At 71.0% G+C, this 21072-nt stretch carries 25 protein-coding genes; 5 read left to right on the top strand and 20 right to left on the bottom strand.

The features are described from left to right. Nucleotides 1–23: 23 nt before the first annotated feature. The 11 genes from H5397_RS07395 to H5397_RS07445 all read right to left on the bottom strand — a co-directional run bounded on the left by H5397_RS07395 (nt 24) and on the right by H5397_RS07445 (nt 9362). Nucleotides 24–503 (bottom strand): regulatory protein RecX, encoded by a 480-nt coding sequence (locus H5397_RS07395; protein ID WP_182816131.1) that lies wholly within the window; start codon nt 501–503, stop codon nt 24–26. A 2-nt stretch (nt 504–505) separates the two neighbouring features. Beyond that, nucleotides 506–1576, bottom strand: a complete 1071-nt coding sequence (gene recA / locus H5397_RS07400; RefSeq protein WP_182816133.1) for a recombinase RecA — start codon at nt 1574–1576, stop codon at nt 506–508. 223 nt (nt 1577–1799) lie between these two features. Next, nucleotides 1800–1994 carry a DUF3046 domain-containing protein gene (locus H5397_RS07405; protein WP_182816135.1) on the bottom strand — a complete coding sequence of 65 codons (195 nt, stop codon included), beginning with the start codon at nt 1992–1994 and terminating at the stop codon, nt 1800–1802. A gap of 2 nt (nt 1995–1996) precedes the next feature. Continuing rightward, nucleotides 1997–2284, bottom strand: a complete 288-nt coding sequence (locus H5397_RS07410) for a helix-turn-helix domain-containing protein (protein ID WP_182816137.1) — start codon at nt 2282–2284, stop codon at nt 1997–1999. Nucleotides 2285–2343: 59 nt separating this feature from the next. After that, entirely contained in the window at nt 2344–2835 is a 492-nt protein-coding gene (locus H5397_RS07415; protein WP_182816139.1) for a CinA family protein, read from the bottom strand. A 5-nt stretch (nt 2836–2840) separates the two neighbouring features. Further along, entirely contained in the window at nt 2841–3446 is a 606-nt protein-coding gene (gene pgsA, locus H5397_RS07420) for a CDP-diacylglycerol--glycerol-3-phosphate 3-phosphatidyltransferase (protein ID WP_182816141.1), read from the bottom strand. Next, the gene (rimO, locus tag H5397_RS07425; protein ID WP_309224312.1) at nt 3443–4852 is read right to left on the bottom strand and encodes a 30S ribosomal protein S12 methylthiotransferase RimO; all 1410 of its coding nucleotides are present in this window, start codon (nt 4850–4852) and stop codon (nt 3443–3445) included. Before rimO ends, pgsA begins: the two co-directional genes overlap by 4 nt. A 19-nt stretch (nt 4853–4871) precedes the next feature. After that, nucleotides 4872–5762: an aldo/keto reductase gene (locus H5397_RS07430; protein ID WP_182816142.1), complete on the bottom strand. Its 891-nt coding sequence runs from the start codon at nt 5760–5762 to the stop codon at nt 4872–4874. A gap of 10 nt (nt 5763–5772) precedes the next feature. Beyond that, a complete protein-coding gene (locus H5397_RS07435; RefSeq protein ID WP_182816145.1) occupies nt 5773–6150 on the bottom strand; it encodes a DUF3224 domain-containing protein in 378 nt (125 codons plus the stop codon). A gap of 9 nt (nt 6151–6159) precedes the next feature. After that, complete coding sequence (locus H5397_RS07440) at nt 6160–6861, bottom strand: SDR family oxidoreductase (protein ID WP_182816147.1); 702 nt, start codon at nt 6859–6861, stop codon at nt 6160–6162. Further along, the gene (locus H5397_RS07445; RefSeq protein ID WP_182816148.1) at nt 6861–9362 is read right to left on the bottom strand and encodes a DNA translocase FtsK; all 2502 of its coding nucleotides are present in this window, start codon (nt 9360–9362) and stop codon (nt 6861–6863) included. The genes H5397_RS07440 and H5397_RS07445 overlap by 1 nt, the downstream gene beginning before the upstream one ends. Here H5397_RS07445 and H5397_RS07450 point away from each other — a divergent pair. Next, nucleotides 9249–10037, top strand: coding sequence for a YhfC family glutamic-type intramembrane protease (locus tag H5397_RS07450; protein WP_255438717.1), 789 nt, complete (start codon nt 9249–9251; stop codon nt 10035–10037). The two genes, H5397_RS07445 and H5397_RS07450, sit on opposite strands and share 114 nt — an antisense overlap. Here H5397_RS07450 and H5397_RS07455 read toward each other — a convergent pair. Together H5397_RS07455 and H5397_RS07460 are read right to left on the bottom strand one after the other, a co-directional pair. Further along, the gene (locus H5397_RS07455) at nt 10005–10964 is read right to left on the bottom strand and encodes a thiamine-phosphate kinase (protein WP_182816150.1); all 960 of its coding nucleotides are present in this window, start codon (nt 10962–10964) and stop codon (nt 10005–10007) included. The two genes, H5397_RS07450 and H5397_RS07455, sit on opposite strands and share 33 nt — an antisense overlap. Next, nucleotides 10964–12082, bottom strand: coding sequence for a D-alanine--D-alanine ligase family protein (locus H5397_RS07460; protein WP_182816151.1), 1119 nt, complete (start codon nt 12080–12082; stop codon nt 10964–10966). The genes H5397_RS07455 and H5397_RS07460 overlap by 1 nt, the downstream gene beginning before the upstream one ends. 41 nt (nt 12083–12123) lie before the next feature. Between H5397_RS07460 and H5397_RS07465 the strand changes: the two genes are divergently transcribed. Next, nucleotides 12124–12309, top strand: a complete 186-nt coding sequence (locus tag H5397_RS07465; RefSeq protein WP_182816152.1) for a hypothetical protein — start codon at nt 12124–12126, stop codon at nt 12307–12309. A gap of 234 nt (nt 12310–12543) precedes the next feature. Here H5397_RS07465 and leuD read toward each other — a convergent pair whose 3' ends face one another. Then, the gene (gene leuD, locus H5397_RS07470; RefSeq protein ID WP_182816153.1) at nt 12544–13149 is read right to left on the bottom strand and encodes a 3-isopropylmalate dehydratase small subunit; all 606 of its coding nucleotides are present in this window, start codon (nt 13147–13149) and stop codon (nt 12544–12546) included. 2 nt (nt 13150–13151) lie between these two features. Continuing rightward, nucleotides 13152–14561, bottom strand: coding sequence for a 3-isopropylmalate dehydratase large subunit (gene leuC / locus H5397_RS07475; protein ID WP_182816154.1), 1410 nt, complete (start codon nt 14559–14561; stop codon nt 13152–13154). An 87-nt stretch (nt 14562–14648) separates the two neighbouring features. Here leuC and H5397_RS07480 point away from each other — a divergent pair, with 87 nt between their 5' ends. Then, on the top strand, nt 14649–15374 hold the full coding sequence (locus H5397_RS07480) for an IclR family transcriptional regulator (protein WP_182816155.1): 726 nt from the start codon (nt 14649–14651) through the stop codon (nt 15372–15374). Nucleotides 15375–15379: 5 nt separating this feature from the next. Here H5397_RS07480 and H5397_RS07485 read toward each other — a convergent pair whose 3' ends face one another. The 4 genes from H5397_RS07485 to H5397_RS18790 all read right to left on the bottom strand — a co-directional run bounded on the left by H5397_RS07485 (nt 15380) and on the right by H5397_RS18790 (nt 18007). Continuing rightward, a complete protein-coding gene (locus tag H5397_RS07485; protein ID WP_182816156.1) occupies nt 15380–15895 on the bottom strand; it encodes an NAD/NADP octopine/nopaline dehydrogenase family protein in 516 nt (171 codons plus the stop codon). Between the two features lie 230 nt (nt 15896–16125). Next, entirely contained in the window at nt 16126–16809 is a 684-nt protein-coding gene (locus tag H5397_RS07490; RefSeq protein ID WP_182816157.1) for a low molecular weight phosphatase family protein, read from the bottom strand. Beyond that, nucleotides 16806–17081 (bottom strand): PqqD family protein, encoded by a 276-nt coding sequence (locus H5397_RS07495; protein WP_182816158.1) that lies wholly within the window; start codon nt 17079–17081, stop codon nt 16806–16808. Before H5397_RS07495 ends, H5397_RS07490 begins: the two co-directional genes overlap by 4 nt. Continuing rightward, complete coding sequence (locus H5397_RS18790) at nt 17078–18007, bottom strand: nucleotidyltransferase family protein (protein ID WP_220492098.1); 930 nt, start codon at nt 18005–18007, stop codon at nt 17078–17080. The genes H5397_RS07495 and H5397_RS18790 overlap by 4 nt, the downstream gene beginning before the upstream one ends. Nucleotides 18008–18082: 75 nt before the next feature. Here H5397_RS18790 and H5397_RS07505 point away from each other — a divergent pair, with 75 nt between their 5' ends. Together H5397_RS07505 and H5397_RS07510 are read left to right on the top strand one after the other, a co-directional pair. Continuing rightward, nucleotides 18083–19024, top strand: a complete 942-nt coding sequence (locus H5397_RS07505; protein WP_182816160.1) for an NAD-dependent epimerase/dehydratase family protein — start codon at nt 18083–18085, stop codon at nt 19022–19024. A 33-nt stretch (nt 19025–19057) separates the two neighbouring features. Next, nucleotides 19058–20086, top strand: coding sequence for an O-antigen ligase (locus H5397_RS07510; protein WP_182816161.1), 1029 nt, complete (start codon nt 19058–19060; stop codon nt 20084–20086). Here the strand turns inward: H5397_RS07510 and H5397_RS07515 are convergent. Then, nucleotides 20045–21028, bottom strand: a complete 984-nt coding sequence (locus H5397_RS07515) for a GNAT family N-acetyltransferase (protein ID WP_182816163.1) — start codon at nt 21026–21028, stop codon at nt 20045–20047. The genes H5397_RS07510 and H5397_RS07515 overlap by 42 nt on opposite strands. Nucleotides 21029–21072 lie beyond the last annotated feature (44 nt).

A 21072-nucleotide genomic window follows, 5' to 3' on the forward strand; every position in this document is an offset into this window, starting at 1 on the left:
AACCGCGCAACCGACAGTGGCAATCACCTGTCGGGGTGGCCGTCGGCGGCTTCCTCGGTGACCTCGGACAGCACGCGATGGCACAGGCCGGGTGCGAACCCGCGGCGCGCGAGCGCACCGGCCAGGCGCCGGTAGCGCACGTGCGGCTCGAGGCCGCCCATGGACCGCATCTTCTTCTGGGCCAGCGCGAGGGCCGCCTGGTAGTCGGCATCGTCGGCCGTCTCGGCGAGCGCCTCGTCGATGACCTCGGAGTCGACCCCCTTGAGCCGCAACTCCTGGCGCAGCGCCCGCGTGGACTTCATGCGGCGCTGCTGGCCCTCGACCCACAGCCCGGCGAAGGTGGCGTCGTCGACCAGACCGACCTCCTCGAACCGGTCGAGGACCGACTCGATGGTCTCGGCCGGCACGTCCTTCTTCGCCATGGCCTGGGCGAGCTCGGCCCGGGACCGCGCCCGCACCTCGAGGAGGCGGAGCGCGATCTCGCGGGCGAAGTCCTCCGACACCGTCAGAACTTGACCTCGCCGGTGACCGGGTCGATCTCCTCCGGCACGTCGTCACCGGCGGCCGGGACGTCGCCCGGCTTCAGGCCGATGCCGAGCTTGGTCTTGATGCGGTTCTCGATCTCGTTGGCGACGTCGGGGTTGTTGCGCAGGTAGTTGCGCGCGTTCTCCTTGCCCTGGCCGAGCTGGTCGGTCTCGTAGGTGAACCAGGCCCCGGCCTTGCGGACGATGCCGTGCTCGACGCCCAGGTCGATCAGGCTGCCCTCGCGGCTGATGCCGGCGCCGTAGACGATGTCGAACTCGGCCTGCTTGAAGGGCGGGGCGACCTTGTTCTTGACGACCTTGACGCGGGTGCGGTTGCCGACCGCGTCCGTCCCGTCCTTCAACGTCTCGATGCGGCGCACGTCGAGGCGCACCGAGGAGTAGAACTTCAGCGCGCGGCCACCGGTCGTGGTCTCGGGCGAGCCGAACATGACGCCGATCTTCTCGCGCAGCTGGTTGATGAAGATGGCCGTGGTGCCGGAGGCGGACAGCGCACCGGTCATCTTGCGCAGCGCCTGGCTCATCAGGCGAGCCTGGAGGCCGACGTGGCTGTCGCCCATCTCGCCCTCGATCTCGGCGCGCGGGGTGAGCGCGGCGACCGAGTCGATCACGATCAGCGCCAGGGCGCCCGAGCGCACCAGCATGTCGGCGATCTCGAGGGCCTGCTCGCCGTTGTCGGGCTGGCTGACCAGCAGCGCGTCGGTGTCGACGCCCAGCTTGGCCGCGTAGTCGGGGTCGAGCGCGTGCTCGGCGTCGATGAACGCGCAGATGCCGCCGAGCTTCTGGGCGTTGGCGATCGCGTGCAGCGCGACCGTGGTCTTACCGGAGGACTCCGGACCGTAGATCTCGACGACGCGGCCGCGGGGAAGCCCGCCGATGCCGAGCGCCACGTCGAGCGCGATCGAACCGGTGGGGATGACCTCGATGGGGAGGCGCGTCTCCTCGCCCAGCCGCATCACCGACCCCTTGCCGTGGGCCTTCTCGATCTGGGCCAGCGCCGCCGCCAGCGCCTTCTCGCGATCTGCAACCGCCATGGTGAGCTCCTCTTCAACAAAACCTGTGTGCCGTGTGGACCTGTGGTGGGAACCCCGGTGGCCCCCGACACCGATCACGTTAGGCAGCGGCTCCGACAATGTGTCACCCAGTTGCTGGGGCTGTGGACAACCGGCCTTCACCTTCACGGCATGACGCACATTACCGAACACGTGTTCGACGACCAAGCAACACACCGAGGCGTGTCGCGGCGCACCAAGAGGCTCAGCGCTCGGACGCCGGCAGCTCCAGGAACGCCCACACGGCCCGCCAGACCTGGACGGTCGGGACGCCGTCGGCCAAGGCCTCAGTCACAGAACGGTTGCCCAGTTCGGTCAGCACGACGTCACGCGCCCACGACGGCGCAAGACCCACACCGAGGTGGTGGTTCAGGCGGCGCCAGAGTTCCTGTTCCCGCACCGTCAGGCGACCGCAGCCCGCGGCGTCCGGACAGGCAGGTGGGTGACGTTCTCGTGGGCCTCGACGCGCAGCGTCGTCAGGCGCAACACCTCGGAGAGCTCGACCTCGAGCGCCCCGCAGATGGCGTTGAGCAGCTCGGAGGAGGCCTCCTTGTGGCCCCGCTCGACCTCGGAGAGGTAGCCCAGCGACACGCGGGCCTGGCCCGACACGTCGCGCAGGGTCTTGCCGGAGGACATGCGGAGCTCGCGCAGGGTCTCCCCCACCATCTCGCGCATCAGCACGGCGGCCATACCGGCACCCCCTTCGGATTCCCCTCCCCAACACCGTGAGTGCTTGGGTTGTTCCCAACCTACACGGGCGAGACCACGCGCAGAAGCATCGTGAACGCCGCGTCGACGGTCTGGGCTCGCACGGCCTCCCGCTCGCCCTCGAACTGGAACCGCTCGGTCTGCTGGAACTGCGGCAACGACGCGATCCGCGGCCCGAGCACGCAGATCCAGACCTCGCCGGGGTCGTGCCCCTCCTGCGGGTCGGGGCCGGCGACGCCGGTGACCGCGATCACCCAGTCGGCGTTCGTTCGCTCCTGCAGCCCGACCGCCATCTCGATGGCGACCTCCTCCGACACCACGGTGTGGGCCGCGATGGTGTCGACGGGCACGCCGAGCAACTGGCTCTTCAAGCGGGTCGCGTAGCTCACGACCCCGCCGAGGTAGACCTTGGACGCCCCGGGCACCGTCGTCAGCGTGGCCCCGATGAGCCCGCCCGTGATGGACTCCGCGACCGCGAGGTGCAGCGTGCGCTGCCCCAACGTCCTGATGACCTTGGCGGCGAGTTCATTCACTGGGCTCACTCCTTCGTTCGGGCTTCCTCCGGGTGGTCGGCCAAGTAGGTCTGGCGCATCTTGGACGCTTCGCGCAGGTAGTCGAGGCCGGTCAGGACCGTGAGGACGAAGCACAGGATCATGGCGGCCCACGCGATCCAGTCCCACACCGCCGGCATGAACTGCAGGCCGGGCAGGAACATGATCAGCGCGACCGACTGCATGACGGTCTTGAGCTTGCCGCCACGGTTGGCGGCCATGACGCCGTACTTCATGATCGCCCAGCGCAGGACCGTGATGCCCCACTCGCGGACGAGGATGATGATGGTGATCCACCACGGCAGCTCGCTGAGGATCGAGAGGCCGACGAAGGCCATGCCTGTGAGGGCCTTGTCGGCGATCGGGTCCCAGAGCTTGCCGAAGTTCGTGACCAGGTTGTACTTGCGGGCGATCTTGCCGTCGATCGCGTCGGTGGCGATCGCCACCACGAAGATGCCCGTCGCGAGCCAGCGCATGGCCGGGTCATCGGGGAAGGCCAGCAGCACGTAGGCGAAGACCGGGACCAGCACCATGCGGACCGCGGTCAGCACGTTCGGCACGTTCCAGTTGCTGACCCTCGTGGGTTTGGTCATGCAGGGGCCTCCTCGCGTGCCATCAGGTCCACTCCCTCGGTGCCGATGACCCTACCCCAGACGAGGTCGCCGACCCGGTGGTGCGCGCCGTGCGCGAACGACGTCGTGCCGTCGACCTCGGGCCCCTGGTGCTCGGCGCGGCCGACGGCCACCCCGTCCTCGATCGACTCGACCAACACCCGCACGCGTTCGCCGACGCGCTCGAGCGCGCGCAGGTCGACGAGGTCGTTGGCCAGCTCGCTGACCTGCTCGAACCGCTCGTCGATGACCTCCTGCGGCAGGTGGCCGTCCAGGCCGACGCCCTCGGTGCCCTCCTCATCGGAGTAGGCGAACACCCCCAGCGCATCGAGGCGGGCCTCGGCGGCGAAGTCCATGAGGGTCTGCACGTCGGCGTCCGTCTCGCCGGGGAACCCGACGATGACGTTGGAACGCACCCCGGCGTCCGGCTTGAGGTGCCGGATGCGGTCGAGCAGGCCGAGGAAGCTGTCGGGGTCGCCGAAGCGCCGCATGCGGCGCAGCACGGCGGGTGCGGCGTGCTGGAAGCTCAGGTCGAAGTACGGCACGACCTTGTCGATCGAGCACATCGCCTCGACCAGCCCGGGCCGGATCTCGGCGGGCTGCAGGTACGACACGCGGATCCAGTTAAGGTTCTCGATACCGTTGAGCCGGTGCAGGAGCGACTCGAGGGCGCCGAGCTCGCCGAGGTCCTTGCCGTAGGAGGACGAGTTCTCACTCACCAGGAACGCCTCGCGGACGCCGTGGTCGGCCAGCCACGTCACCTCCTCGACGATGTCGTCCAGGGGCCGGCTGACGAACGAGCCCCGGAAGCTCGGGATCGCACAGAACGCGCACCGCCGGTCACAGCCCGAGGCGATCTTCACCGGGGCGCTCGGCGCGTTGCCGCGACGCTTGCGCACCGCACGCGGGCCCGAGGCGGGTGCCGTGCCCGGAATGACGATCCCGGACGCCGCGGCCTGCCGTTGCGCGGGGGCCAGGGGCAGGAGCCGGCGCCGGTCGGACGGCGTGTGGGCCTCGACGTGGGCGCCGGACATGATCAGGCGGAGCTTGTCGTCGATGTTCTCGTAGTCGTCGAAGCCCAACACGGCGTCGGCCTCGGGCAGGGCGTCGGCGAGCTCGCGGCCGTACCGCTCGGCCATGCAGCCCACAGCGACGACGCGCTGGGTGGGCCCCCGGCCCTTCAGGTCGGACGCCGCGAGCAGCGTGTCGATCGAGTCCTTCTTCGCGGACTCGATGAACCCGCAGGTGTTGACGACGATCGCCTCGGCGTCCTCGGGCTCGTCGACGAGGGCGAACCCGCCGGCCTCGAGGCGTCCGGCGAGTTCCTCGGAGTCGACATCGTTGCGGGCGCAGCCCAGCGACACGATGTGCACGCGCGTTGTGGTCACGCTGGCACCCTATCCGGGCTCAGCGCTGCAGCAGTGCGGCGCTGATGCGCTCGACCTCGTCGGCGGTGAGCTCGAGGTCCATCGCGCGGGCGGAGTCGACGATGGACGCCGCGCGGCTCGCTCCCGGGATCGGGATCACGTGCTCGCCGAGGGCCAGTTGCCACGCCAGGGTGGCCTGCTGGGGGCTGACGACGTGGGCGTCCGCAACCTCGGTGAGGACGCCGAACCGCTCGGCGAGCGCCGCCGCTCCCCCGCCCGTGCCGCCCAGGGGCGACCACGGTAGGAACGCGATGCCGCGCTTGCCGCACCACAGCAGCTCGCGCCACGAGGTGTGGTTGAACCTGGGCGAGAACTCGTTCTGCACGGCAGCCAGCCCGCCCTCGCCGAGCACGTCGGCGGCGACCTGGAGCTCCTCGACGTTGGCGTTTGAGACGCCGACCTCCTTGACGATGCCGTCGGCCTTCAGCCGGCCGAAGGTCTCGACGACCTCGGCGTACAGCCGGGTGCGGTCGGGGCGGTGCCAGTAGTAGAGGTCGATGGCGTCGACGCCGAGGCGCTCGCGGGAGCGCTCGACGGCCTCGCGGATGTAGGCCGGCGAACCGTCGCGTCCCCAGCGCTCACCCTCGGCGCGCGTGATGCCGCCCTTGGTGGCGACCACGACGTTCGAGGCGTCGCCCGCCCAGGTGCGCAGCGCCTCGGCGACGATGGACTCGTTGTGGCCCATCGTGTCCCAGCTGGGCGCGTAGATGTCGGCGGTGTCGATCAGCGTGATGCCCGCGTCGAGCGCGGCGTGGACGACCGCCACGGCCTCGTCGTGCGACGGCGTGGTGCTGCCACCGGTCGACAGCGGCATGGCGCCGAGCCCGATCGAGGAGACGGTGAACTGGCCGATGCGGCGATGGTGTGACATGGCCCGCAGCCTAGAGGTTGTGGTGCAGGACGACCTTGTGCACGCCCTCGACCACGTCCAGGTCGACAGTGCCGCGGATCCCGGCGAGCTGCTCGGTGCCCGAGCCCGGGACGATCTCGTAGTGGAGGACCATGCCGTCGGCGTCCATGGTGCCGAACTGCTGCAGGGCGAAGCTGCCCTCGAGGTTGTTGACCCTGCCGGTGAAGACCTCGAGGGCGACGTAGCCGGCGGTCCCGGCGGGCTGGTCACCGGCCGAGAGCATCGTGCCCGCGGAGGTACCGATCAGGTCGCCGGTCCAGGACTTGGTGAAGTCGAAGCGGCCGGTGCCGGCGTGGAGCGGCTCACCGGGGGTCAGGTCGATCGTGAACTGGGCGTTGCTCTGCGTCATGCGCCCACGTTAAGCGCTGGTCGGCCGGATGGACAGAGACTCCACCGCCGCATCGGCCGGCGCCTCCAGGGCGAACACGATCGCGCGGGCGACCGAGGTCACCTCCATGGCGATGGAGGGGTCGTACTCGCGCCCCTCGGCGGCCTGCAGCTCGCGCTGCATGTCGGTGTCGACGCGCCCGGGGTGGACGGACGACACCCGCACCCACCCTCGCTCTTCGGCCCGCAGCGAGTCGGCCCAGGCGCGCACCGCGAACTTGGACGCCGCGTACACGGCCCCGTTCGCACCCGCGTTGAACCCCGACCCGGAGTTGACGACCACGACCGTCCCGCCCGCGGAGCGCAGCGCGGGCAGCAGCAACCGCGTCAGGTCAGAGACCGCCACGACGTTGAGTTCGAGCACGTGCCGCCAGTCGGAGCGGGTCGTGTCCTCGACCGAGCCGTGGCCGACGACACCGGCGGAGTGCACGACGGCGTCCAGACCGGACGCCCCCAACTCGAGTTCTGCGACGGTCGAAGCCACGGCGTCCTCGTCGGCCAGGTCGCAGACGAAGCCCGCGGCGTCCGGGCACTCGGCGACCACGGCCGCAACCGCAGCTTCAGAGCGACCCCCCACCAGTACCCGCCACGACGGGGCGAGCAACCGCACGACCTCGCGTCCGATGCCGCGGGTGCCGCCGGTCACCAGCACCGACCGGCGAGGCGCCGACATCAGCCCTCCGCCAGGTTCGCCAGCACCTCGTCGAGGTCGTCGGGCTTCACGAGCACCTCGCGGGGCTTCGACCCCTCGGAGGGACCGACGATGCCGCGGGTCTCCAGGATGTCCATCAGGCGACCCGCCTTGGCGAACCCGACCCGCAGCTTGCGCTGCAGCATCGAGGTCGACCCCAGCTGCAGGTTCACGACCAGCTGCGCGGCCTCCAGCACGAGCTCGAGGTCGTCGCCGATGTCCTCGGCGACCTTGGTCGACTCCTGCGGTGCGGAAACGTCCTCGCGGTACTGCGGGGCCAGCTGCTCGGTGACGTGCTTCACGACCGAGCGGATCTCCTGCTCGGTCACCCATGCCCCCTGCACGCGCACGGGCTTGGAGGCGCCCATGGGCAGGAAGAGTCCGTCGCCCTGGCCGACGAGCTTCTCGGCACCCGGCTGGTCCAGGATGACCCGGCTATCAGTCATCGACGACGTCGCGAACGCCAGCCGCGAAGGCACGTTCGCCTTGATCAGACCTGTCACCACATCGGTCGACGGACGCTGCGTCGCCAGCACCAGGTGGATGCCGGCCGCACGCGCGAGCTGGGTGATGCGGACGATCGAGTCCTCGACGTCACGCGGGGCGACCATCATCAGGTCGGCGAGCTCGTCGACGATCACCAGCAGGTACGGGTACGGCGCCAGCACCCGCTCCGAGCCGGGCGGCAGCTTCACCTGACCCGCACGCACCGCCTTGTTGAAGTCATCCACGTGCCGGAACCCGAAGGCGGCGAGGTCGTCGTAGCGGGTGTCCATCTCGCGGCAGACCCACTGCAGGGCCTCGGCGGCCTTCTTGGGGTTGGTGATGATCGGGGTGACCAGGTGCGGGATGCCCTCGTAGTTGGTGAGCTCCACGCGCTTGGGGTCGACCAGCAGCATGCGCACCTCGTCGGGGGTCGCGCGCATCATGATCGAGGTGATCATCGAGTTCACGAACGACGACTTGCCCGAGCCGGTGGCGCCGGCGACCAGCAGGTGCGGCATCTTGGCCATGTTGGCGATGACGTAGCCGCCCTCGACGTCCTTGCCGAGGCCGACGGTCATCGGGTGGTGGTCGTTGCGCGCGCGGTTGGAGCGCAGCACGTCGCCCAGCGACACGATCTCCTTGTCGGTGTTCGGGATCTCGACGCCGATCGCCGACTTGCCCGGGATCGGGCTCAGGATGCGCACGTCGGCCGACGCCACCGCATAGGCGATGTTCTTGCCGAGCGCGGTGACCTTCTCGACCTTGACGCCGGTGCCGAGCTCGACCTCGTAGCGGGTGACCGTCGGGCCGCGGGTGTAACCGGTGACCTGCGCGTCGATGTCGAAGTTGGTGAACACCTCGGCCAGGCGCCCCACCACCGCGTCGGACGCCTCGGTGCGCGACTTCGGCGCCGAGCCCGGCTTGAGGACCTGGTGGTCGGGCAGCACGTACTGGATGTCCCCGGTGAGTACCGTCTGCTCCGCGCGCAGCGGTTCGTTGCTGTGGGCGGGCGGCTGCAGTTCGGCCGGGGCCGTTGCCGGGACGCCGCCGGCTGCGGTCGCCGCTCCCCCGGCCTCGACGGCGCTGGGGGCCTTGCCCGCGGTGACGGGCTTGCGGGGCTCGTCGAAGGCGTCGACGTCGTAGACCTCGTCGCCGCCCCGGGCGCCCGGGGGCTCGGTGTAGGAGTCGTACGCGTCGTCGGGGTCGCGCACCAGCGGGGTGTCGTAGGCCTCGTCGACGCCGTAGGTGAGCTCGGGGGCGTCCTCGCGGCGGTACTTCTCGCGCACCGACCGGAACCGGTCGGGCACCTCGTACAGCGGGATGCCGGTGATGACCAGCGCGCCGAACAGCGCCATGACGACCAGCACGGGCACGGCGACCCACACCGTGACGAGGTCGGCCAGGAACGAGCTCGGGATGAAGCCGAGGGCGCCGCCGGCGGCGCGCATCTCCTCGGGGCGGCTCGGGCTGGGGATGCCCTTGGCGACGTGGACCAGCCCCAGCACGCCGAGTGCGAAGACGAGCCAGCCGACGGGCTGGCGTCCGGTGGGCCCGTTGGCGGCGGGGTCGCGCAGGGTGCGCCACGCCATGCCGAACGCGGCCAGCGGGAGCGCGACCGAGGCGGCGCCGAAGACGGTGGAGAACACGACGCGCAGCCAGTCGCCCACCGCGCCGGGCAACAGGAACCAGAAGGCAGCGGCGGTCAGGATGCCGATGATCACCAGGAACAGGCCGGTGCCGTCGCGGCGTAGCTCGGGATCGAGGTCGCGCACACCGGAGCCGATGCTGCGGACCAACCCGCCCAGCAGGCCGGCCAGCCCGCGCCACAGCGCGACGATGCCGCGCCCGATAGCGGCCAGGACGTCGCCGAAGCCACCCCCGGACTGCTTCGCGGAAGTTCGACGTGTGTTCTTGGACTTGCTTCCGCCACGCGTAGTCGTCGAGCGCGAGGACGCGTTCGATCGGCTCCGCGTGGGGGAAGACGCGCGGGTCGCCATGCGTCGAAGGCTAACAAGGCCGGACTCCCCGGGCCAAGCAACCACGCCGCCCAGAAACATCTAGGTACTACCCACTACCTTGCGTCGCCTGCTAGCCGGTACCCGCGGGTTTGGCGTGCGTTCTGGTGCGGCATGCTCGCCTTCGTCGCCTCCCAGGTGCTGACCCGCATCCCGCTGATGACGGTCGTGGTCCCGCAGCTGCCCGAGCCCGTGTCGGGGTTCCTGCTGTCGGGGCCGGTGGCGTCCTACACCGCCGGCCTGTTCGAGGAGACCGGACGCCTCGTGGTCATGCTGCTGTTGCTCAAGGCCTTCCACCGCTGGATCGACGGCGTCTCGTTCGGCCTGGGCCACGGCGGCATCGAGGCGATGCTGATCGTGGGGATGGCGAACGTGAACAACCTCGTGCTGGCCGCGACGATCAACGCCGGCCAGTGGGACACCATCGCGCAGGCCCTGCCACCCGAGGCCGCCGAGCTGCTGCACGGCACCTTCAACCTCGTCGCCGTCCTGATGGTGGGCGCCGGCATCGACCTGGTGCTCGTCGAGGTCGTGCTCGTGGCGCTGGCGATCGGCCTGTGGGTCGGCATCATGAAGTCTCGACCTCTGTTCCCCACCGAGATCGCGGCTCCTTCCGCGCCGGGGTCAGAAGTGCCGCCAGCCCCCCGCGTCGGTTGACCAGGCTTTACCGTCCACGGTGACGGACGCCTCGGCCTCGGGGTCACTCTCGCCCACTCGCCCGATGACGGCCCAGCCGTCCGGCACCTCGGACGCCGATGTGAACGTCGCCAGCAACGCGTGGTCGTCTCCGCCGGTGAGGATGTAGTTGAGGGGGTCTCCCCCGCCTATCGCCGCAGCGACGGTTTTCTGGGCCTCGTCGACGTCCAGCGCTGAGGAGTCGAGGTCGATCGACACCCCCGACGCCTTCGCGATGTGGCCCAGGTCAGCCAGCGGCCCGTCCGAGCAGTCGACCATCGACGTGGCTCCGGCCTCCTGCGCCACGATTCCTTGACCGTAGGGCGGCTCGGGCACCCGGTGGGAGCGCACAACAGCACCCGGAGAGCGGAACCCGCGGCCCAACACGGCGAGCCCCGCAGCGGCCATCCCGAGGCGGCCGATGTAGGCGACCACATCGCCGGGTCGGGCGCCGGACCGCAGCACTGGCGTCCGGCCCTCGAGGTCACCGAACACCGTCACGACGACGCTGATCGCGCCGGAGCGGGTGGTGTCGCCGCCCATCAGCGCAGCCCCGGACGCCTCGCACTCGGCCCGCACGCCGCGGGAGAACTCCAGCACCCACTCGGCAGGAGTGTCGGCGGGCGCGGACAGCGCGACCACCAGCCCGAGCGGGCGGGCCCCCATGGCCTCGACGTCGGCGACCGCGGACGCCACCGCCTTACGGCCGACGTCGTGGGGGCCGGACCAAACCTTCTTGAAGTGGACGTCCTCGTGCATGGCGTCGGTGGTCACGACCACCTGCCCCCGCGGGGCGAACACCGCGCAGTCGTCGCCGGGGCCGACGACCACCTCGGGCGGCATGACCAGCCCGTGGGTGACTTCGGCGATGAGGCCGAACTCCCCCAGGTCGCCGATGGTGGACGCCATCAGCGCAGCCCGGTGGGGCGCTCGAGGGCGAGCCGCACGAGTTCGGCGATGAGGTCGGCGTACGACAGGCCGGATGCCTCGAACAGCTGCGGGTACATCGAGATGTAGGTGAACCCGGGCATGGTGTTGAGCTCGTTGACGAAGATCTCCTCGTCGGGGGTGACGAACATGTCGACCCGGGCGAGGCCCTCCGCCCCGGACGCCCGGAACGTCCGCGCGCCGATGCGCTGCAGGCGGGCGAGCAGCGGGCCGTCGATGGCCGCCGGCACGTCGAGGCTGACCTGCTCGCCGGGGGTGTACTTGGCCTCGAAGTCGTAGAACGAGTCGGGGTCGTGCATGCGGATTTCGCCGGCCAGGGACACCCGCGGCGGACCGTCGAGGTTGTCGAGCACCGCGACCTCGACCTCGCGGGCACCCATGACCCCCTCCTCGACGATGATCTTGGCGTCGAACGCGAACGCCTCGTCGATGCAGCGGGGTAGCTCATCAACCGAGGCTGCCTTGGTGATGCCCAGGCTCGAGCCGCCGCGGGCGGGCTTCACGAAGACGGGGAACGTCAGGTCGGCCGCGACCTTGGTGAGGAAGTGGTCACGCTCGGCGGCCCATTGCCGGCGGTGGATCGTCACCCACGGCGCCACCGGCAGGCCGGCACCGACGAGGGCGGTCTTCATGAGGTCCTTGTCCATGCCGATCGCGGACGCCGCCACGCCCGACCCCACGTACCGGATGCCCAGCATCTCGAACAGGCCCTGGATGGTGCCGTCCTCGCCGAAGGGCCCGTGCAGCAGGGCGAACGCGACGTCGAAGTCCTGCGGGTCGATCAGCCGGTCGCCGTCGATCGTGACGATGCGACCACCGCCGTCGCGGCGCATGAGCAGGGCCTCGGGCCGGTCCTCGGTCAGGCGCGGCAACTGGCCGTCGACGACCTGCATGGCCGCCATCTCCTCGACCGGGACCTGCACCCAGCGGCCGCTGGGCGTGATGCCGACCCCGATCACGTCGAAGCGCTCGGTGTCGATGGCCCGGGTCACCCCACCCGCGGTCAGGCACGAGACATCGTGCTCGGAGCTCACCCCGCCGAAGATGATCGCGACACGCGTGCGGGTGGTTTCGGCCATCGGGTTCTCCTGTCGGATACGGGCGCCCCTACCCTATTCCCATGCCCACCATCGGCCTCACCATCGCCGGCCGTGTCGACACCGGCTGGGAGTGCGTGGACGATGCCGGACGCCGCGTGGTGGTTCCCTTGGACTCGATTGATCCCACCCTGCGCGCGTTGCGCGTGGGCCAGCGCCTCCTCGTCGAGGTCGTGGACGGGGTGGTGGCGCGGGCGTCCCTGCCCTGAGGGCCCCAGTAGATTCCAGCCACCCAGCGGGCGCGGTGCCACCCATGGAACGTGCTGGTCCCCTTCTGACCTCCTCGACGGGCAGCGCCCCCAGCGCGCCATCGCCTATGTGGACGCCATCAACGCCCCTTCTCCGACGACGCGTCCCAGCAGTGCACCGACGAGCGGGCCGAGGCGCTCGGGATCGTCCACGCTGCCGAGGTGGGGTCACCAGGGCCGCGTGCCCGCTCAGCGTCAGTCGGCGACCTTCGCAGGAATGGTCGTGGCCTTCCACGACGGGCGCCTGGCCTCGTAGGCGGCGATGTCGGCGTCCTTCTGCAGCGTGATGCCGATGTCGTCCAGCCCATTCAGCAGGCGGTGGCGGGTGTAGTCGTCGATCTCGAACGGGAACGTCGCCTCACCGGCGGTGATCGTGCGCGCCACGAGGTCGACGGTGAGCTCGGCGCCGGGGGTCCCATCGAGGAACGCCCACAGCTCCTCGACGACCTCGGGCGACACCAGCGCGACCAACAGCCCGGACTTGCCCGAGTTGCCCCGGAAGATGTCACCGAAGCGCGAGCCGATGACCACCTTGAAGCCGTAGTTCTGCAGCGCCCACACCGCGTGCTCGCGCGAGGAGCCCGTCCCGAAGTCGGGCCCGACCACGAGCACGGAGCCGGCCTTGTAGGCGTCCTGGTTGAGCACGAACGCGGGGTCGTTGCGCCAGGCGGCGAACAAGCCGTCCTCGAAGCCCGACCGGGTCACGCGCTTGAGGTAGACCGCCGGGATGATCTGGTCGGTGTCGACGTTCGAGCGACGCAGCGGCACGCCGACGCCGGTGTGCGATTCAAACTTCTCCATGGTCAGTTCCCCTCAACAAGGTCGGCGGGCGAGGACAGGGTGCCGCGCACGGCGGTGGCGGCGGCGACCGACGGCGAGACGAGGTGGGTACGTCCACCCTTGCCCTGGCGCCCCTCGAAGTTGCGGTTCGAGGTGGACGCCGAGCGCTCGCCCGGCTTGAGCTGGTCGGGGTTCATGCCCAGGCACATGGAGCAGCCAGCCTCGCGCCACTCCGCACCTGCGGCCTTGAACACCTCGTCGAGGCCCTCCTCCATCGCCTGCAGGCGGACGCGCGCCGAGCCGGGCACCACCATCATGCGGACGCCGTCGGCGACCTTGCGGCCCGCCAGCACGGACGCCGCCAGGCGCAGGTCCTCGATCCGCCCGTTGGTGCACGAGCCGAGGAAGACCGTGTCGACGCGGATGTCCTTCATCTTGGTGCCGGCCACCAGATCCATGTACTCCAGCGCGCGCTCGGCGGCGGCTCGGTCGACGGGGTCGGCGAAGTCCTCCGGCGACGGCACGGCCTCGCCCAGCCCGACGCCCTGGCCCGGGTTGGTCCCCCAGGTCACGAACGGCGTCAGCGTGGACGCGTCGATGTCGACCTCGGCGTCGAACACGGCGTCCTCATCGGTGCGCAGCGTGCGCCAGTACTCGACCGCCGCGTCCCAGGCCTCGCCCTCGGGGGCGTGCGGGCGTCCCTTGAGGTAGGCGAACGTGGTCTCGTCGGGCGCGACCATGCCGGCCTTCGCACCCCACTCGATGGACATGTTGCAGATCGTCATCCGGCCCTCCATCGACATGTTCTCGATGGTGGTGCCGCGGTACTCCACGATGTAACCCTGTCCGCCGCCCGTGCCGACCTTCGCGATGAGGGCGAGCACGACGTCCTTGGGGGTGACGCCGGCGGGCAGGTCGCCGTTGATGTTGACGGCCATCCGCTTGGCGGGCGCCTGGTTGAGGGTCTGGGTGGCGAGCACGTGCTCGACCTCGGAGGTGCCGATGCCGAACGCGAGCGCGCCGAACGCGCCGTGGGTGGCCGTGTGGGAGTCGCCGCAGACGATCGTCATGCCGGGCTGGGTGATGCCCAACTGCGGGCCGATGATGTGGACGATGCCCTGGTCCTTGTCACCCAGGCTGTGCAGGCGGATCCCGAACTCCTCCGCGTTCTTGCGCAGGGTGTCCACCTGCAGGCGCGAGACGGGGTCGGCGATGGGCGCGAGGATGTTCTCGGTGGGGGTGTTGTGGTCCTCGGTCGCGAGGGTGAGGTCCGGACGCCGCACCGGCCGGCCAGCCAGGCGGAGGCCGTCGAAGGCCTGCGGGCTGGTCACTTCGTGGACCAGATGCAGGTCGATGTACAGCAGGTCAGGCTCGCCCGCGGCGCGCTTGACGACGTGGTCCTCCCAGACCTTGTCACTCAGGGTCTTGCCCATGTCGGATCCCCTCACTCGTTGCCTTCACCGTCGATGAAACCACCTTTTGGACTTGCGTGTCACAGAATGAGACGGCAGTATCAGAGTATGGACACAGGAACCTCCGGCGTCGGCGTCCTCGACAAGGCCGCCCAGGTGCTCACCGCACTCGAGCAGGGCCCCACGACGCTCGCAGGCCTCGTGACCGCCACCGGCCTCGCCCGGCCCACCGCCCACCGCCTCGCGGTGGCCCTCGAACACCACCGGCTCGTCAGCCGCGACCTGCAGGGCCGCTTCGTCCTCGGGCCTCGCCTCACCGAGCTGGCCGCAGCCGCCGGTGAGGATCGCCTCCTCGCGACCGCTGGCCCCGTCCTGGCGCGCCTGCGTGACATCACCGGGGAGTCGGCCCAATTGTTCCGCAGGCAGGGCGACTTCCGCATCTGCGCCGCGACCGCCGAGCGGCCCTCGGGCCTGCGTGACACCGTACCGGTCGGCACGCAGCTCACCATGAACGCCGGCTCGGCCGCCCAGGTGCTGCTCGCCTGGGAGGACCCGGAGCGCATCCAGCGTGGCCTCACCAACGCGACCTTCTCCGCCGTGGCGCTGTCCACCGTCCGCCGCCGCGGCTGGGCCCAGTCGGTCGCCGAGCGCGAGGCCGGCGTGGCCTCGGTGTCGGCGCCGGTGCGCTCACCCAACGGCAAGGTCATCGCCGCCGTCTCGGTGTCCGGGCCCATCGAGCGGCTCACCCGCCAGCCTGGACGCCTCCACGCCCCGGCCGTGATGGCCGCCGCCGAGCGGCTGTCCGAGGTGTTGCGCCGCAGCGGCGACGCCTGATCCCCTCACAGGGCCGCGACCCGTTCGGGCGTCAGGTCACCAAACCCCAGGTTCCGGGGCAGGCGCTTGCCCTGGGCGCGGAAGTCCGTCCCCAGCACAATGGACGCCAGCGTGATGACCGCGTCGATCCCGGGGGTCGGCACCCCGACCTCCTTCGCGAGCTCCGAGGTGAACACCAGCCCGTAGGGCACGTCCTCGGTCAGGTAGCGGAACTCCAGCGACGACGGCGCCCGCGACCCGGCGAACCCGATGCCCTGGTTGTAGCCCTTCAGGTAGGTCGCCTCCGACAGGTACCCCTGCCGCAGGCCCAGCTCGGGGTCCGGCACGACCTCGACGCCGAGGGCCCGGCCCAGCGCGATGCGCTCGCCGTCGAGGGTTTCGATCAGCCGTGCGGACGCCGGCGTCACCCCCTCGGTGTAGAACAGGAAGTCGCCGCCGGTGTTCTCGATGCGGGACGCGTTGAGCAGCATGATCGCCGGGTGCAGCACCGGGTTGGCGTTCTGCAGCGTCGTCTGCAGCACGTTGCGGGCCGCTTCCGCCTGCGGCCAGACTGCCTGCACCTTCGCCAGCAGCTCCGGAGTCCGTGCGCTGGGGGGCCCACATGGCCACCTGGTGGCCGGCCTCGGCCCACTCGAACGCCGCCGCCGTTGCCCCGTTGCCCGAACCCATGATCGTGATGCGCATGGATTGATCCTCCCGCATCCGCGCGCCGTTGACGCCAAACGAAGAGAGCCTTGCCCGACACCCGGGGCTATGGCAGGGCGCGGCGCGGGGCCCGTCGCCACGGCCAACCCGGACGCCGTCGCTCCGGCTCCACCGGGGGCACAGCGAGCTTGGGGAGGGGCCGGCCCGCAAGATAGGGCAACAACACGTCGAGCAGTCCGTCGATCTCGTCGGCACAGGCCCGCGCGGCTCTGGGGCCACGGTTGTAGGGATCCTCGACGTCGAGGCTCATCGAGTTCGGGCCGGCCGCCGCGACCAGCCGTTCCACCCGGTCCACCACATCGAGCCCGGCACTGCCGCCGGCGTCCGCCTCCTCGAGGGAGCGCACAGCCCGCGCGGCCTGCTGCAGGCCCACGATGGCACGGCGGTGCTCCGGGAACGCGTCCAGCAGGCGCATGTGCTGGGCGAACTCGAAGGTGACGACCAGGTCGGCACGGCGCATCAGCTCCTCGCCCACCCCGCGGCTGATGTGCCCAGAGGGGTCCGCGCCGCGGGCGGCCAACAGCGACTGCAGGGCGGGATCCATCCCGCGGTCGGGGTAGCCGGGGGTACCGGCGCTGGCGAAGGTGAAGTCCGGGTCGGTGCCGCCGGGCAGCACCTGGCGGGCGCGGCGCTCGGCGTACGGCGAGCGGGAGATGTTGGCGGTGCACACGAACAGCACGCGCAGGGGCGGGTGGGTCCCGGTGCTGCGGCCCGCCGTTGCCTCGGTCATCGCGCCTCCTCCAGGAGTCCTTGCGCGACGAGGTCGGTCAGGAAGCGCTCCACGTCGCCGCGCACGGTGTCGACAGGGACGGCCAGCAACTCGGCCAGCGCGGCAGGCACGTCGGGCTCGCCCTCGGCCGCGATGCTCCAGATGAGGGCCGCGGTGCCGTGCAGGCCCACCGGGTCGCCGTCCGGCAACGGCATCAGGTAGACCACGACGGGCCGTCCATCCTCGGGCGGCAGCGTGACGTGGCCTAGGCGGTGGGGGATGTGGTGGGTCAACGCAACCTCCGCACGCGCCGCGCTGCGCGGCCGGCGAGCCGACCGATTTCGGACGCCGCGAGCCCCAGTTGGTGCGCCCACGCGCGGGCCATGTGGACGGGCCCGGGTTTGTGACCCAGTTCGCGCTCGAGCCGGTCCCGCTTGGGCGCGATGAGGTGGAACGCCGACCGCAGCGCGTGCAGCGGTGTGGGCTGAGCCTTCACCCGAGCGAGCCACAGGGTGGCGCGGGAGGTGTCCTGCGTCGAGAGCGCCTTCCACAGCTGGTACTCGCGTGCCGTGCGGTGCTCCTCCAGCCGTCCGGTGGCCGCGGCGAGGGCGACCTCGGCGCGCAGGGTCCGGGCCAGCGCGTCCACCTCGGCCCGCTCGTCGTCGGACGCCTGGCCCCAGGCACGCTCGATGTCGCGGCTGTCCAGCTCGCCGCCGCGGACGGCGTGGAGGATCAGGATGAGCCGCTGGGCGGGCAGGCTCGGCACCGGGCACGGCTGGCCGGCCATGACGGTGGTGTGCCGGGACGCCCACAACAGGTCGAACGCCTGCTCGCGGTCGAGGCCGATGCCGGGGAAGGTCCGATGGACGTCGGCGTGGCACACGCCCGGGCGGATCCACGTGGAGGCGTGCTCGAAGGCCGACCCGTCCTCGAAGCGGTACACCATGGTCCAGCGGTGGGCAGCCATCGCGGCGAAGAAGCGCTTCACGTGGCTGGGGCGCACCAGCACGTCCGCGTCCACGCTGTTGCGGGGCACCTGGCGGGTGACCGGCGCTCCGCTGAGGGGGTCGATGTCAACCTCGTGTTGCAGCAGAACGGGATCCACCGCGGCGCCCTTCACGTGGAGGATGTCGACGCCCGCATCCTCGGCGATGACCTGCAGCGTGGCCGCGGCGAGGGGCACACCGGCCAGCAGCGGCATGTACTCGATCTCCCCCACCCGCCGCAGCTTACGCACGTCCGGCTGGCCGGGCCCGTCGAAGCGCGCAACCCCGTCGGTGGTAGGTTCGCGAGCGTGAAGATCGTGGTCACCGGCGGCGCCGGATTCATCGGCTCCAACCTCGCGCGCGAGCTGCTCACCCGACCCGGGGTGAGCCACGTGGTCGCCTTCGACAACCTGTCCACCGGCAGCCGCGCCAACCTCGACGGTGTGGGCGCCGACCTGATGGTCGAGACCGTCCTCGACCCGGACGCCCTCGACCGCGCCTTCGACGGGGCCAAGGCGGTCGTGCACCTCGCGGCCCTGCCGTCGGTCCCCCGGTCGGTGCTGGATCCTGTGGCCTCCCACCATGCCAACGCGACCGGCACGCTCGAGGTGCTGCAGGCGGCCCGCCGTGCGGGCAACATCCCCGTCGTCGTGGCGAGCTCTTCGTCGGTGTACGGCGCGAACCGCGAGCTGCCCAAGCGCGAGTCCATGCGCACCGCCCCGATCTCCCCCTATGCGGTGAGCAAGCAGGCCACCGAGGCGTACGCCCTGTCCTTCGGCCACACCTACGGCCTGTCCACCCTCGCCTTTCGCTTCTTCAACGTGTACGGCCCGCTGCAGCCGGCCGGGCACGTGTACGCGGCCGTGATGCCCGCGTTCGTGGACGCGGCCCTGCGCGGGGTTCCCCTCACCGTCCACGGCGACGGCGAGCAGACCCGCGACTTCACCTACGTCGGCACGGTCTCGCGCGTGCTGGCGGACGCCGCGATCCGGGGCGTGCACGACCTGGACCCGGTGAACCTCGCATTCGGCTCGCGGACCTCGCTGAACAGCCTCATCGGCCTGATCGGGGACGCGCTCGGTATCGAGCTGCAGGTGACCCACACCGACCCCCGCGCCGGGGACGTGCGCGACTCGCAGGCGGACAACTCCCGGCTGCGCGCGCTGTTCCCCGACGTCGAGCCGGTGCCGTTGGAGGAAGGGGTTCGGGCCACCGTCGACTGGTTCAGGACCCTGCCCCACTACCGGTAACGACCCATGGACCGGGCCCGCCTCCCTCGCCCAGTGGACACGGCCTGGATCACTGTCACCGCGGTGTGGCTGATCTGGGTCCTGTTGGCGTCGGCCCTGAACGGTCGGCCCGTCCGGCTGGACTCGGTCTACGTCGTCGCGCCCCTGGTCCTCGTGGCGGGCGTCCTGCTCGGACGCGTCGCGGCGAAATCGGACGCCGACCCACCCGCCCCCGCTCCCCGCCCGCTGTGGCTGGACGCCTCCCTGCTGTTCCTGTTGGTGGCCCTGCTGCCGGGGGTGGGGCTCCGTCTCGCGCCCGGCCCCCCGCCGCTGGGTTACCCCAACGCGAACTCGGCCGCGGCCATCCAGGTGATGGTGCTCATCGCCCTCGTCCTGCTCGGCGCCCACCACGACCGCTGGAGCCGCACCCTGTACACGGTGGCGCTGGCGGCGTCCGCCTTCGCGGTGGTGCACCACGGCTCCCAGGCGGGCATCCTGGTGGCGATCCCGGTGGCCCTCGCGGTCGTGGTCATGCTGGTCCGGCCGTCCCGCCGCAGCTGGTGGGCCGTGGCACTGGGGGTGTCAACGCTGGTTGGCGCCGTCTACGGTTTTCTGAGGCTAGCCACGGCATCCGCGTGGCCCGACCTGGCCGTCAGGGCCCTCAGCCGTGTGCGCCAGGACCTCTGGACGACGGCGCTCGCCCTGTGGTCGCGCAGCCCCGTCATCGGGTCGGGGCCAGGCTCGTTCGCCGAGGCCAACCCCTACGCCGTCGACGCCGACCTGGTTTCGGCTCACTCGGTCGCTCTCCAGGTCGCCGCCGAGCTGGGCCTGGTCGGCGTCGTGATCCTGATACTGCTCATCGTCCTCGGCTACCTGGTGGGCGTTCGGATCAGCGCCCCCCACGGCGTCCTGGCCTCAGCCGCCTGGACGGCCCTGTGGGTGCACTCGCTCATGGACCACCTCCTCGACCACCCCGGGATGGCCCTCGTCGCGGGCCTGGTCCTGGGGTGGGCAGGCTCTTCGGCCCACAAGATCCGAGATTCAGAACAGCTCGATGTCGCCCAGCGTGAGACACCAGGCTGACGCCGGCGGCGGCGAGGCCGCCAGCGGGCGGGACGTCAGCAGCGGCCCGGCACCCGGCACGGGCAGCGGCACCAAGCCAGCCGAGGGCCCTGTCCGCAGCCCGATCGCGTAGTCGGCCTTCGTCTCGCGCAGCACGCGCGCCACGAGGCGGGCGCCCGTGACGGCGTCCGGCACCAGCTGCTCGATGATGGCCGCCTCGACCGTGTCGCCGCGGCGGCGCAGGCGGAACACCACGCCGCCCTCGGCGGGGTCGGACGACGCCAGCAGGACGCGGTAGCGCAACGGCCCGAAGGAGGTGCGCCACGCCAGGTGCTCCGGCGTCCGGTCGGTGCGGAAGCCCTGGGCGGGGCCGTGATGCAGCAACGCCTCGGCGAAGCTGCGATCGGTGAACGCCTCGGCGGCGGGCCAGCCCACCGACGTCTCCTCCGACCACAGGTTCGCCGGCACCTTGGAGCGGGCCATCTTGGGCAACGCCGCCGGGTGGGCCGGCAGCACGCCCACCGGCAGGCGCCGAACGACGCTCCAGCCCATCTTCAGGTAGCCGGGGCGGCTCTGGTCGTTGGGGGTGTTGAAGACGATGCCGTCGCCGGCGAGCGTGAGCTCGGCGACGCCGCGCAGCGTCAGGGTGCGGAAGATGCCCAGCCCCTGGTAGTCGGGGTGCGTGGCGGTGTCAACGGCCCGGACGGCCGTGACCTTCTTGCCTTCATCGTTCACGAAGCGCCAGCGCATCAGCGTCCGGTACCCGACCGCGCGGCCCTCGTGCAGCGCCACCCAGGCCGCCGACTGGCCGAACGAGTTCTCGCGGTGCTTCCAGTGGAGGAACGCCTCGTAGTGCGGGTCGTCGCCCTTCTTGAGCGACTCCCGCAGCATCGGGATGACGACCGCGTCGTCCTCCGGCAGCGCCGCGCGGATCTCGAGGTCGGCGGGCTTCAGCTTGGGCATGGATCCTTCCCGCGTTGGTAGGCTGCCCCCAGCCTAGGGGGTCC

The organism is Propioniciclava sp. MC1683, from assembly GCF_014164675.1.
Lineage (GTDB): Bacteria > Actinomycetota > Actinomycetes > Propionibacteriales > Propionibacteriaceae > Propioniciclava.